13 protein-coding genes are annotated in these 12461 nt (G+C 57.2%); 2 read left to right on the forward strand and 11 right to left on the reverse strand.

The features are described from left to right. Positions 1-10 precede the first annotated feature (10 nt). The 10 genes from KT71_RS01845 to ubiE form a co-directional block, all read right to left on the reverse strand. A complete protein-coding gene (locus KT71_RS01845) occupies positions 11-1735 on the reverse strand; it encodes an ABC transporter transmembrane domain-containing protein (RefSeq protein ID WP_084566942.1) in 1725 nt (574 codons plus the stop codon). Between the two features lie 38 nt (positions 1736-1773). Then, on the reverse strand, positions 1774-3618 hold the full coding sequence (locus KT71_RS01850) for a mechanosensitive ion channel family protein (RefSeq protein WP_023659805.1): 1845 nt from the start codon (positions 3616-3618) through the stop codon (positions 1774-1776). A gap of 73 nt (positions 3619-3691) precedes the next feature. After that, positions 3692-4426, reverse strand: coding sequence for a twin-arginine translocase subunit TatC (gene tatC, locus KT71_RS01855; RefSeq protein WP_008293199.1), 735 nt, complete (start codon positions 4424-4426; stop codon positions 3692-3694). After that, a complete protein-coding gene (gene tatB / locus KT71_RS19965) occupies positions 4419-4859 on the reverse strand; it encodes a Sec-independent protein translocase protein TatB (protein ID WP_008293198.1) in 441 nt (146 codons plus the stop codon). The genes tatC and tatB overlap by 8 nt, the downstream gene beginning before the upstream one ends. Positions 4860-4904: 45 nt before the next feature. Continuing rightward, complete coding sequence (gene tatA, locus KT71_RS01865; RefSeq protein WP_008293197.1) at positions 4905-5132, reverse strand: twin-arginine translocase TatA/TatE family subunit; 228 nt, start codon at positions 5130-5132, stop codon at positions 4905-4907. A gap of 86 nt (positions 5133-5218) precedes the next feature. Then, positions 5219-5560, reverse strand: a complete 342-nt coding sequence (locus KT71_RS01870) for a phosphoribosyl-ATP diphosphatase (protein WP_008293196.1) — start codon at positions 5558-5560, stop codon at positions 5219-5221. Then, a complete protein-coding gene (gene hisI / locus KT71_RS01875) occupies positions 5544-5951 on the reverse strand; it encodes a phosphoribosyl-AMP cyclohydrolase (protein WP_008293195.1) in 408 nt (135 codons plus the stop codon). Before hisI ends, KT71_RS01870 begins: the two co-directional genes overlap by 17 nt. Positions 5952-5992: 41 nt before the next feature. Next, on the reverse strand, positions 5993-7627 hold the full coding sequence (gene ubiB, locus KT71_RS01880; protein ID WP_008293194.1) for a ubiquinone biosynthesis regulatory protein kinase UbiB: 1635 nt from the start codon (positions 7625-7627) through the stop codon (positions 5993-5995). Continuing rightward, positions 7627-8274, reverse strand: a complete 648-nt coding sequence (locus KT71_RS01885; RefSeq protein ID WP_008293193.1) for a ubiquinone biosynthesis accessory factor UbiJ — start codon at positions 8272-8274, stop codon at positions 7627-7629. Before KT71_RS01885 ends, ubiB begins: the two co-directional genes overlap by 1 nt. Before the next feature lie 2 nt (positions 8275-8276). Further along, positions 8277-9026 (reverse strand): bifunctional demethylmenaquinone methyltransferase/2-methoxy-6-polyprenyl-1,4-benzoquinol methylase UbiE, encoded by a 750-nt coding sequence (gene ubiE / locus KT71_RS01890; protein ID WP_023659806.1) that lies wholly within the window; start codon positions 9024-9026, stop codon positions 8277-8279. 135 nt (positions 9027-9161) lie between these two features. On the opposite strand from ubiE, the gene KT71_RS01895 reads away from it, so the two are divergent. Beyond that, complete coding sequence (locus KT71_RS01895) at positions 9162-9812, forward strand: sulfotransferase family protein (protein WP_023659807.1); 651 nt, start codon at positions 9162-9164, stop codon at positions 9810-9812. A gap of 204 nt (positions 9813-10016) precedes the next feature. On the opposite strand, the gene KT71_RS01900 is transcribed toward KT71_RS01895, so the two are convergent. Continuing rightward, the gene (locus KT71_RS01900; RefSeq protein ID WP_008293190.1) at positions 10017-11177 is read right to left on the reverse strand and encodes an IS30 family transposase; all 1161 of its coding nucleotides are present in this window, start codon (positions 11175-11177) and stop codon (positions 10017-10019) included. A 188-nt stretch (positions 11178-11365) separates the two neighbouring features. On the opposite strand from KT71_RS01900, the gene KT71_RS20820 reads away from it, so the two are divergent. Beyond that, entirely contained in the window at positions 11366-12310 is a 945-nt protein-coding gene (locus KT71_RS20820) for a hypothetical protein (RefSeq protein WP_008293189.1), read from the forward strand. The last annotated feature ends 151 nt before the right edge of the window (positions 12311-12461 follow it).

The following is a 12461-nucleotide window of genomic DNA, read 5'->3' on the forward strand; positions in this document are numbered from 1 at the left end:
TTGTGGCGGCTCAGGCGGCTTCGTTGCGAAACTGCAGCTTGGCCAGCCTGGCGTAGAGCTCCGAGCTCCCCAGGAGTTCATCGTGGGTCCCCGTAGCGACAACTTTGCCCTCATCGAGCACTGCGATGCAGTCCGCATCACGGATCGTTGCCAGGCGGTGGGCGATAATCACCGTGGTGCGTTCGTGCATCAACTCGCTGATGGCCTGCTGCACCTGATATTCGCTCTCCGCATCCAGGGCGCTGGTGGCTTCGTCGAGTAACAGGACCTTGGGATCCGTGAGCATAGCCCGGGCCAGGGCGATGCGTTGGCGCTGGCCGCCGGACAGTCGTACACCCTGCTCCCCCAGAAAGCTGCTGTAACCCTCGGGTAGAGCCTCGATAAACTCATGGGCGTGAGCCCGTTGCGCCGCGGCTTGTATCTCGGCGTCACTCGCATCGGGATTGCCGTAGGCGATGTTGTAGCGGACATCGGCGCTGAAAAGCGTGGGCTGCTGCGGCACGATGGCTAGATGTGTCCGTAATTGCTCCAGTGACATTTCCCGAAGATCGATCCCATCCAGGAGTAAAGCGCCGGATTGGGGATCGTAGAACCGCTGGAGCAGCTCGAAGAGGGTGGTTTTGCCCGCGCCGGAAGGTCCCACGAGGGCGAGACTTTTACCCGCCTCAATATGCAGGCTGATGTTGTTCAGGGCGAGGGTATCGGGACGCGATGGGTAGCTGAAGGAGACATTGCGAAGCTCCAGGTTGGGATTCTGGGAGATGGATTCCCGGTCGCCGGTATCGGGCAGGGCGCTGTCGGTTTCCACCAGTTCCAGGAGGCGCTCCGTGGCGCCTGCGGCGCGTTGCACGTCCCCCCAGACTTCGGACAGGGTGGCGAAGCCCGTCCCCACCATCACGGCATAAAACATGAAGGCGGCGAGTTCTCCGCCGGTCATGGCTCCACTGATCACATCCCGACCGCCGGAATACATCATGGCGATCATGCCACCGGAAAGAATGATGATCGCAAACGCGATGAGCAAAGCCCGCTGCCGGACCCTGGACCGGGCAATGACAAAGGCCTTTTCGACCTCGGCATCAAAGGCTTCGGATTCTGCTGCCTCGCGATTAAAGCCCTGCACCGTGCGGATATTCTGAATGATTTCGCCGGCGTAGGAACCCACGCTCGCAACGCTGTCCTGACTGCTGCTGGAGAGTTTTCGCACCCGGCGACCAAAAATCATTACGGGCAGTAGTACCAGGGGAACGGTGGCGACGATAAACAGGGTCAGCTTGAAGTTGGTGACGAGCATCATGATCACGGCGCCGCTGAGGGTCAGGGTGCTGCGCAGAGCCATACTCATTGAGGAGCCGATGATCGTCTGCAGCACCGTGGTATCCGCCGTGAGCCGGGACATGATTTCTCCCGAGCGGTTTTCCTCAAAAAAACCTGGGTGGAGCCTCACAATATTGCGAAAGACAGCGCTGCGAAGATCCGCACTGATGCGCTCTCCCAGCCAGGACACGAGGTAAAAGCGAAAAAAAGTACCCACGGCGATGGCCGTCGTAATCAGCATGACTATGCGTACCGCGTCGCCCAGAGCCCCCGGGTCATCGCCGGCAAAGCCACGATCGATGAGCACCTGCAGACCCTTGCCCAGGGTGAGGGTAGCCCCGGCGGTAAAGATCAGCGCGATGGCCGCAGCGATGAGACGCCAACGGTAGGGCGCAAGCTGGCGGCCCAGGGCTCCCAGGGCGTCGAGGCTGTTCCTGGGTTTGGAACCTTCGGTGTTCAGGATTTGTCCTCACGGTTTGGCAGCTCGATGGCGCCTTGCAGGGCCGCTTTCTCGGCGGCGGTGTAGTCGGGGAAGGGAAGCTTTTCTTCCCCTTTCCAGTTTTCAAGTTGGGACTTTACGTCTGCCAGCGTGTCGTCCGAGGCGCGATAAAAATCCCGCAGCTGGAGGACCTGTCCCGGGCCACTGAAAATGGCACCCGCGTCGTGCACCAGTTCAATCATGCGCAGATTCAGATCCTCCGCGACTGCTAAAAAGCGCTGATAGTCTGTTGTTCGAATACCGACGTCGATACGGATCACCGCCGTCGCCGCGGCGACTTTCTCCAGGCGCACACTGACGGTCTCCTGCATGGCATCAGCATGGGATAGGAAAAGCTCCCGGAGGCGACCGAGAATTACCCGGAGCTGATCCGCCGTAGTCATCTGTAACTCAATATGCTGGTAGTAGCGGATGCGATCCCGATGGCTGAAGTTTTCAACTTCTACCGATGAAAACACCGCGTTGGGCACCGCCAGCATGGTGCGGTTCAGGGTGCGAATCATGGTGGAGCGAAGGCCGATTTCCTCTACAACACCCACGATGTTGCCAAAGCGACAGAGATCTCCGGGATTCACAGGGCGCGCCGAGTAAAGCGTGATGGCTCCGATCACGTTTTCCAGGGTCTTCTGTGCCGCCAGGGCCACGGCCAGGGACCCTACGCCGAGACCCGCGATGATGGTGGACATGTTGTAGCCGGCCCTTTCTGCCCACACCAGGGCGACGATGAGCATCGCAACGATCTTGACGATGGTGGTGAAGGGTTTGAGCAGCGCCACATACTGGCGATTTCCCGCGCGCTCCAGGCGCCGGATGTTGTAATCCCGGATGAGGGAGATCACCCCGAGGAGCAAAATCGTAAAGGCGATGTAACCCACACCGGAGGAGTTGAGATAGACCCGCGCCGCCAGGGACAGCGCCAGTTGATCCATAAGAAGACGGAAAATAACCAGGAACAGGAAGAAACGCAGGGAGCCCTGAAAAAAGCTCTCAATGCCCAGGGGAAATCGGTTGGGGACCAGGAGCGCGATGCGCATCAGGAGGTAGCTGGCGAGCATGGCGATGTACCAGGCTGCTACCAGGAAGACGATCCCCGTGATCAGCTGCCAGCTTTCCAGTCCTGCAAAGCGATAATCCGGCAGGTGCCGTTCCAGCCACACGGCGACAGGGCCGTAGCCAAGGTCCTGCCACAGGGACGGAATCTCCGCGACGCTGGCATTGGAGATTTTCCAGATTTTGCCCCCCGCACCATCAGGGATACGCTGCAGGTAAATGGGCACTTCTTCACCATTATCCCTGCGGATCATGCCCACGAGGTCGCGATAGGGGGGGAGGCCATCATCGAGCTTGCCCTCGGGCTCATCGCTCATGCTGGTGATGTCGATGATGTTCTGCTGGTTCCATAAAACCCGCAGAGCGTCCATAAGATCCAGGGCGGTCCAGTCTGCCATGTCCTCCGGTAGGTAGCGCATGTCCAGATAGCTGGCTGCCTGCTCCCAGTCTTTGCGCCCCGAGGCATCGGCCATGAGCACAATCAGCTGAAGCGGAGTGCGCGGCAGCTCCTCGTTCCCCTCCAGCTCAGCCACCTTCTCGCGGATGACTTCTTCGGCCCTTTTTTCCGATTCCAGAATCTCCCGCATGGTTCCCGCATCGGCCTCGGCTTCCGGCGCCGGCTCTTCCGCCGGGGTCTCTACCACCGCTTTACTCTCTTCGCTCTCAGCGCTGTCGTCCTGCGCAAAGAGGGGGTTCGATACGGAGAGGGACAGAAAGCAACAGGCGATCAGCGCCAGGAGATATCGGGGCATGGTCATCATCCGAAAGTTAAGAGCGGAGACAGTGTATCGCCCCTGCGGGCCTTCTCAAGGGATGCGGGGGTACTCAGGACTCAGCTTTGCGCTTGATGAGCAGACGGCCTGCGATGACGCCGGCTTCGAAGAGGAGCCACATAGGGATCGCGAGGAGGGCCTGGGAGATCACATCCGGGGGCGTGAGGAGCATGCCGAAGACGAAGCAGCCCACAATGATGTAGGGGCGTTTACGGCCCAGATCTTCCGGTGTGGTGATCCCCGCCCAGATGGCGATGAGTGCCGCGATGGGTATCTCAAAGGCCAGACCGAAGGCAAAGAACAGCTTCAGAACAAAATCCAAATAGCGGTTGATGTCCGTCATGATGGCGACATCTGTGGGTCCAACGCTGGTGAAGAAAGCAAAAATCAGCGGGAAGACCACGAAATACGCAAAAGCCGCGCCGCAGTAAAACAGCAACACGGAACTGGCGAGCACGGGCAGAGCAAAGCGCTTCTCCTGGCTGTACATTCCCGGCGCAATAAACGACCAGATCTGAAACAGCACGTAGGGAATGGCGATAAACAGGGCAGTGAACAGCGTCAGCTTGAAGGGGGTGAGGAACGGTGAGGCCACGTCCGTGGCGATCATGCTGGCGTTTTCCGGCAACAGCTCCCGCAGGGGCTGGGACACAAAGGCGTAGATTTCATTGGCGAAGGGGAAGAGCACAATGAAGACCAGCAGCACCGCGAGGATGGCGCGCAGCAGCCTGTCCCTGAGCTCCGTGAGATGGGCAATAAGCGGCAGGGGTGTATCCGTATCAGTCACCGGCTTTGCGATCCATTATGGGAGAGGCTTGGTCGTCCCCTTCGCTTGATTCGGGTGCACCGCTTTCTTCGGCTGCGCTGCTTTGCTTGTTCCGGGTGTTTCCGCTGTCGCCGCTGGTATCAGCAGGTGCCGCGATCGTCGGGTCGCTGCTGTCATTCTTTGAGGCGCTAAAGCTGCTCTTGAAGTCTGAACCGAGGCTCTGCGTCTCCCGGCGCAGCTCTTCGCTGCTGTCCTTCAGGGCCTTGAGGTCTTTCATGACCGCATCGTTGTGAAGCTCCTGTTGGACCTCCTGCTTGATGTCGTTAAAGCCCCGGCGCAGGCGATTGAGCCAGGCGCTTGCAGTGCGCACGGCATCGGGGAGCCGCTCCGGGCCCACAACGATGAGCGCGACGACGCCGATGATGAGTAATTCGGCAAAACCGATATCGAACATAGCTGTTTACTGCTTTAGCAAGCGCGGGAGAGCGGTGTGCGGTGCCTAGACGTCGCTCTTGTTTTTGGCGGCATCACTGACCTCGGGCTCGTCCCTTTCGTCGGTTTTCTTGTCGCCCTCATTCTCGCCCTCGTCCTGCATGCTGCTGCGGAAACCTTTTACCGCACTGCCGAGATCTGATCCCAGGCTGCGTAAACGCTTGGTACCAAACAGCATGACCACAATGGCCAGAATGATGAGTAACTGCCAAATGCTGATTCCACCCAATCCCATGACTCTCTCCTTTTATCGCTGCGGCTGCCGCCGTCTGCGATTGTGTTTCCGGTGTTGCGCAGTCTGCATGACTGCGAAATGCCTGTTTAACTGCGTGAAGCCTTCTCTTCGTGACCCGAGAGGCCAAAACGCTCCTGTAAAATTGCCAGTACCTGCCCCGATGAAAGCCCCTGTTGGGCGAGCAGGACCATGCTGTGAAACCAGAGGTCGGCGATTTCGCCGAGGAGGGCTTCCTGTCCCTGCTCACCATCACAGTCTTTGGCTGCAATAATGACTTCCGATGCTTCCTCTCCGACTTTCTCAAGAATCTTGTTCAGACCCTTTTCATAAAGGCTGGCCACGTAGGAACTGTCTCCCGTGGCTTCCTTGCGCGCCTGAAGAACGGCATCCAGCGCTTGTAATACGTCCGTATCAGCGTTTTGTTGCATAAATTTCTTCAGGATCTTTGAGAACCGCCTCTACGGTCTGCCACTTGCCGTCGATGAGCTCGCGATAAAAACAGTGCTCCCGGCCCGTGTGGCAGGCCATGCCGCCTACTTGTTCGACCTCCAATAACAGGGTGTCGCCATCGCAGTCCAGGCGCAGGCTTTTGACCTGCTGCGTGTTTCCGGAACTTTCCCCTTTGCGCCACAGGGCCTGGCGAGATCGGGACCAGTACACGGCGCGGCCCTCGTCTACGGTACAGCGAAGAGAATCGGCGTTCATCCACGCCATCATCAGTACCTTGCCCGTGTTCCAGTCTCTGGCGATGGCGGGCACGAGGCCATCCGCGTTCCAGCGAACCTCCTCCAGATAGTGCCTTGTTGTTGTCTGATCCATAGGGCGCAGATTATCGCACAACCGGGATTCTCTGCCGCGTTTTAGACGCTTTGGCCCGGCCAGGCGAGGCCGGCGGCCACGGCGAGCAACACCCAGCTGACGGGGGGTGCCTGCTCCAGCATGCTGCGAACGGGAGGAAGTGCGGCGCCCGCGGCGATGATGCAGACCATGGCCGCGAGGTAGCGCCGACGCGCCCGGGCATCCTCCTTTCGCCGAAGCTCGCGCTCCGCGGCGATGAGCTGCTCGGCCCGCCGCTGGGTATCGCGCTGCCCCTGAAGGCCTTCCATGACGGCCTCGGGTAGCTGCGGAAGCTGCTCGAGCCAGCCGGGAGCGTGCTGCTGCAGGCGTTTGATCATGCTTTGGGGCGAGTAGCGCTCCGCCACCCACTTTTCCAGGAACGGCATGGCCGTGTCCCAGAGATTCAGCTGGGGATACAGCTGTCTTCCCAGCCCTTCGATATTGAGAAGGGTCTTTTGCAGGAGCACCAGGGACGGCTGCACCTCCATGTCGAAGCGCGCGGCAGTCTGAAACAGGTAGACCAGCAGCTGCCCGAAGGAAATCTCTGCGATGGGACGTTCAAACACCGGCTCGCAGACCGCGCGCATGGCGGATTCAAAGTCCTGGACCCGTGTACTCGGAGGCACCCAGCCGCATTCCACGTGGAGCTGTGCAACTTCGTGATAGTCCCGGCGGAAAATCGCCAGGAGATTGCGCGCAAGATAGTACTGATCGTCTTCGCTGAGGGAGCCGATAATGGCGCAATCGATGGCGATGTAGCGGGGATCCCCAGGATCGGAGGCGTCGACAAAAATATTGCCCGGATGCATATCCGCATGGAAAAAGCTGTCGCGAAACACCTGGGTAAAGAAAATCTCGACGCCGCGCTCCCCGAGGACTTTCAGATCCACGTTTTTTGCGCGGAGCGTGTCCAGATCGGTGACCGGGATGCCGTAAATACGCTCCATGACCATGACGTTGCGCCGGGTGTAATCCCAGAAAACTTCCGGCACATACACAAGACTGCCATCAGAGAAGTTACGCCGAAGCTGTGAGGCATTGGCGGCCTCGCGACCGAGATCCAGCTCGTCGAGGATCGTCTGCCGATAATCCCGGACCACATCTACCGGACGCAGGCGCCGGCCCTCTTTCAGCCAGCGCTCTACGAATCGCGCAATACGCGCCAGGAGAGCCATATCTTTGCGAATAACGGGCTCAATGTCCGGACGGATGACCTTAACCACCACCTCCCGTCCTTCCCGGGTACGCGCACTGTGCACCTGAGCCACGGAGGCAGATGCCAGAGGTTCGCGATCGAAGCGTTCAAAAAGGGTGTCTACGCTGCCGCCAAGGGCGGTCTCTATGATGTTCCTGGCGATGTCTGCATCAAAGGGGCTTACCTGATCCTGAAGAAGCGCCAGCTCGTCGGCAATGTCCTCTGGGAGCAAATCCCTTCGCGTCGAGAGCATTTGTCCGAATTTGATAAATACGGGGCCGAGATCTTCCAGGGCGCGACGCAGGCGCTCGCCCCGTTTTGCCGTGTTGCCCTGAAGGCGCCAGGGATTCAGTCTGAGGAGTGGCGTGAGTACGGGGTGTCGTGCCTGCTCCGGGAGCAGTTCATCCAGCCGATAGCGACCGACTACCCGGATAATTTCAATACTGCGCAGGAGACTGGACATCAGGCGGGGCGTAACCGCTCTAAACGCAATCGCAGGCGCTCAACCCGTTGCTCCAGGCGCTCGCTCCGTTCCCGAAGTTGCTGAACATCCTCGTAGAAATGCTCAAGGGCGAGTTTTGGCGGGGCAATACCCGCTTCCTCCAGGGCGAACTCCTCTAGCTGGCGTCTCAGGTTCTCGCCGGACTGCCGGGACCAGTGGAACGCCGCGCTAAGCATGCTCGCCAGTTGATGGCCGGCGACATCTCCCAGCCCCGCTACCAGGGGAGCTTCCCAGTCGATATCCAGGTCGTTAAATACACGCTGCATGTCGATGAGCGTGCTGCTGTTGCCCTCCAGCTGTATGCCGCCGTTGATGAGCGCGGCGGCGGGATCGTCGGCCTGGGCCAGGGCGATAAAATCCTGGGCCGTTCCTGTAACGCGGGTGGTCACGGGGCCATCGTGTACGCCCCGGAAGCGCAGCTCTCCGTTGCTTTCGCTGTGCAGGTAGAGCGTTATGGATGGCTTGGTGCATTCCAGGGCCAGCACGCGGCCGGCAATCGGTTTAAGTGCCTCGACACTGTGGGGTGACAAACGCAATGCCGCATTGGCGGCCGCTTCGGTAGCGGCCAGTCCAGCGGTATGGATCGTGGGCATGCGGATGTCGTTCATGGTCAGTCTTTAACGCCGCGGTGCACGGCGACCACGCCGCCGGTCATGTCGTGGTAATCGCAGCGGGCAAAGCCTGCGTCTTCCATCATCTGCCGGAGCGTTTCCTGGTCCGGGTGCATGCGAATAGATTCGGCGAGGTATTGATAGCTCTCGGAATCCCCGGCTACCAGCTTGCCCATAAAGGGCAGAACACTAAAAGAGTAGGCATCGTAGGCGCGGCTAAGCAGCGGGTTGCGGGGCTTGGAGAACTCCAGCACCAGCAGGCGACCGCCGGGTTTAAGAATTCGCAGCATGGAGCGTAGGGCCTTGTCTTTGTCGGTGACGTTGCGAAGACCGAAGGCGATGGTGATGCAGTCGAAATGATTGTCGGGGAAGGGCAGATACTGGGCGTCCGCCTGCACGTAGTGAAGGTTGCCGCGAATACCGTTATCAATCAGCCGGTCACGGCCCACCCGTAACATGCTCGCGTTGATATCGGCCAGCACCACCTCGCCCTCGTCGCCCACCATGGGCGCAAATTTGGCGGCCAGGTCTCCTGTGCCGCCTGCGATATCCAGCACGCGATTACCCCGGCGAACGCCGGAGAGTTCGATGGTGAAGCGTTTCCATATCCGGTGAACGCCGGCGGACATGAGGTCGTTCATCACGTCGTAGCGGCTGGCCACGGAATCAAAGACGCCGCGGACCAAGCCCGCTTTCTCTTCGGTCTTGACGTCCCGGTAGCCAAAGTGTGTTGTGTCTTCTTCGCTCATGCTCTGCATCCCAATTGCGAGGGCGCATTGTAGCTTGTAGTGTGGCGATAAGCAGTGCTTGTTCGTCGGTGGTCGGCAGAAGCTGAAGGGGCCTCTTCCGGCATTAAATCTCCTGAGTCAGAATGAGGTCCACAGATGTCACTACAGGTAATAGGCGCTGGCTTTGGCCGCACGGGTACTATGTCCACAAAGGCAGCTTTGGAGATGCTGGGTTTTGGCCCCTGCTATCACATGGTGGAGTGCTTCCCCAGGGGGCCGGAACACTGGTCCCTGTGGGAACAGGCCGCCGCCGGTAATGCTGACTGGGATCGTATTTTTGACGGCTTTGCGGCGACGGTGGATTTCCCTGCCTGTACGCAGTTTGCAGCGATTGCCGGGCATTTTCCCGACGCCAAGGTTCTTTTGAACATGCGCGACCCGGATCGCTGGTTCGATTCCACCCAGGAGACGATTTTCTCCAAACCCTGGATAGACTGGTTGCCAGCTTCTGAGGCCGGGGGCTATATGAAGGCCACCATCAATGATTACTTTGATGGGCGCATGCATGACAGAGAGCATCTTCTGCGCCGTTATCACGAGCATGTGGAAGCCGTAAAAGCCCTGATTCCTGAGGAGCGTTTACTGTGCTTTGAGGTTGTTCAGGGCTGGGAGCCGCTGTGCGCATTTCTCGAGGTTGATGTTCCCGGGGAGCCGTTTCCACGGATAAATGATGCCGAGGCAACGAAAGAAATTATCCAGACCCTGATGGACGACGGCTTTGCCAAAACCTTTGGCTGGGAAGAGTAGGCCGGAACCAGTAGCCCGAGATGAATAGTCTTTAGCGCGCAACATCAGGTTCTCACCGTGGTCGCGTCAAAACGTGCTTTCTTAAGTTTTGGCGACAGAAACCCGTGCTGTATCGGAATCGCACCGAACGAAGACTTAAGGCCGATCATTAAGTCTGTCGATGCTTTCCCCATCCTGTCATAACGACCGCTTTCGCCTGCGAATTCAACCGGTCGATGCAACACACGCATTAAATCTAGCTGCCGGCGTTTCATACTCCAACGTTTTTCTTGGGCGTTCGTTTAGCTGCCTCGCTACCCAGTCCAACTCAGACTGTGAGTAAATCGATAGGTCGGTGTATTTGGGCAGGTATTCGCGCAGCAAACGATTGGTGTTTTCGTTTGATCCTCGTTGCCACGGACTCTTGGGATCACAGAAGTAGACCTTGATGTCCGTCTCCAGCGTGAATCGGTGATGCTTGCTCATTTCTGTTCCGCGATCCCACGTCAACGACTGATAAAGCTCACTCGGTAGCTGTCTTGATTGCTTAATCAGCGCATTAACAACGGTCTCGCTATCCTTTTTATCGATCTTTGCCAACATCACATAGCGAGTATGACGTTCAACAAGCGTAGCCACACACGTCTTGTTTGAACCCTCAATCAGATCGCCTTCCCAATGTCCGGGGACAGCGCGGTCCTCCACCGCGGCCGGCCTCTCGCTGATGGAGATAGCACCTGCAATGCCGCCAAGGCCATCATCTTTGAGGGTGGAGGTTCGTGCGCGACGGATATGGCGCTTCGATCGAAGGTACTCCTGAAGCTCCTTTTTAAGTGCTCCACGGGCTTGTATGAAGAGACTGCGATAAATCGTTTCGTGCGACACCTGATTCCATTCGTCTCCTGGATACTCTCGCTTCAACCATCCCGCTATCTGCTGAGGTGACCACTTGATCCGAAGCTTGGTCTCAACTTGCTGACAAAGCGGCCGGTTCAAAACCAGTCTACAGACTTTGGGGCGTAGCGCTCGAGCCCACGCATTCTTGTCGGCGAGAGTGGCTCGATACGCGTCTGCGCCCCCATTCCTGTTGATCTCTCGGCTAATTGTTGAAGGGGCGCGTCCTAGATCTTTGGCGATCGTTCTAATGGGGAGGCCGGCAACGATACCTCTGGAGATTTCCTCCCGTTCACCCAGCGACAGGGATTGATCAGGTCGCTTTCTTACCGGTGGACGAATTCCGCCAGTACGCGAAAGGTATCCGTGGATAGACGATGAGGTTCGATGATGTGACCGGGCAATCGACTTAACCGAATCACCCACTTTGTATCGATCCCAGATTTTGGATCGCTCTTCATCGGTGTACTTTCGATTGATCCTTCGAGGCATATCGCAACACTCCCAGTTTTAGTGAAAATAACAGGGTGTTGCACTGATCAATTGAATTCGCACCTATTTTGAGACGTTAGGTCCAGACCAACGCGTTGACTGCTTCCGACCCAGAACGGCCATTGCATGCACTATGTATACTTCATAAGTCATCCACGGCAAAACTTAGGCTGGAACAGACTATCCTCATGAATTACATCATCGCGATAGTTAGGACACTGTTAGTCAGCTGGCTGATGATGGTGGCAAACGCAAATGCAGACTTGGGTATCCATTTCGTCGAAGAGTCCTCACTCCCATACGAGTTAAGCCCCAGAAACTACGACAACTCACCTAGCAACTATGACAACTCTGTGAGTAATTATGACAACTCCGTCAGCAACTACGACAATTCGCCGAACAACTACGACAACTCCAAGAACAATTACGACAACGGAAAAAGCGGGAGCCAACGACTCCTCGTTTCCCGCGGTGAGGTCAATTACTTTGCCGGATATTATGTTTTCTCAGATGCAGGTGTACTGAACTTTTTCTCTGTCGAGGGTGAAAGGCTGTATTTCTCCCCAGCAGGAAGCAGTGCTGTATTTTTAAGTGAAAGCGGTGATTTTGCGGGCACAGTTGCAGATATGAGTGGCGAAACGGTTTTGGCGCTTACTGACCAAGGTCAACTGGCACTGATAGCGTCCGGTATCTCGCCTCCTAAATCAGCGCTTTCTGATTCCCGTAAGACTAATTTCTTCAGAGGATACATATGCACCGATGACTGCAGCGGACACATAGCTGGTTATACGTGGGCGTTAAAAAACAAACTTTCATCTGCATCTCAGTGCGGGGGTAAATCAGAGTCGTTCATAGAAGGATGTATCTCTGCATTTATTGAAGGAAGCGAAGCTATAAACGAAGAAAGCTCAGCAAGCTCAATTATCAGAAGTACGATAGACGGCGAGTTCGAGGGGTTTGAAGGTGACACCATCGTTAAGCTTTCCAATGGCCAGGTGTGGCAACAGACCGAGTATCTTTACCACTACCACTACTCTTACATGGCTGAGGTCACTATCTTTTTCTCGTCCGGCACTCATAGGATGCTGGTAGAAGGCATAGGCAAACCAGTAGCTGTGGTGCGCTTAAGGTAAGTATGTAGCATTCTCATTTCTGTACACACTCAAGCGTCCGCATCGACGCTTCTGGCAGAAAGAAGTACTAAAAACCACGTGATTTGACCTTCGCCGACCGGCCGCCTTGAGGTGTATTGGACCATTGCTAAAGACCGTCCCCTTACCGGCC

The sequence above is a fragment of the Congregibacter litoralis KT71 genome (assembly GCF_000153125.2).
Taxonomy (GTDB): domain Bacteria; phylum Pseudomonadota; class Gammaproteobacteria; order Pseudomonadales; family Halieaceae; genus Congregibacter; species Congregibacter litoralis.

Excerpts from the sequence above, each read along its gene's own strand:
- KT71_RS01895 (WP_023659807.1), top strand. The coding sequence starts at position 9,162 with ATGTCACTACAGGTAATAGGCGCTGGCTTTGGCCGCACGGGTACTATG.
- ubiB (WP_008293194.1), bottom strand. The coding sequence starts at position 7,627 with ATGTCCAGTCTCCTGCGCAGTATTGAAATTATCCGGGTAGTCGGTCGC.
- hisI (WP_008293195.1), bottom strand. The coding sequence starts at position 5,951 with ATGGATCAGACAACAACAAGGCACTATCTGGAGGAGGTTCGCTGGAAC.
- tatB (WP_008293198.1), bottom strand. The coding sequence starts at position 4,859 with ATGTTCGATATCGGTTTTGCCGAATTACTCATCATCGGCGTCGTCGCG.
- KT71_RS01850 (WP_023659805.1), bottom strand. The coding sequence starts at position 3,618 with ATGCCCCGATATCTCCTGGCGCTGATCGCCTGTTGCTTTCTGTCCCTC.
- KT71_RS20820 (WP_008293189.1), top strand. The coding sequence starts at position 11,366 with ATGAATTACATCATCGCGATAGTTAGGACACTGTTAGTCAGCTGGCTG.
- KT71_RS01870 (WP_008293196.1), bottom strand. The coding sequence starts at position 5,560 with ATGCAACAAAACGCTGATACGGACGTATTACAAGCGCTGGATGCCGTT.
- KT71_RS01900 (WP_008293190.1), bottom strand. The coding sequence starts at position 11,177 with ATGCCTCGAAGGATCAATCGAAAGTACACCGATGAAGAGCGATCCAAA.
- tatA (WP_008293197.1), bottom strand. The coding sequence starts at position 5,132 with ATGGGATTGGGTGGAATCAGCATTTGGCAGTTACTCATCATTCTGGCC.
- KT71_RS01885 (WP_008293193.1), bottom strand. The coding sequence starts at position 8,274 with ATGAACGACATCCGCATGCCCACGATCCATACCGCTGGACTGGCCGCT.
- ubiE (WP_023659806.1), bottom strand. The coding sequence starts at position 9,026 with ATGAGCGAAGAAGACACAACACACTTTGGCTACCGGGACGTCAAGACC.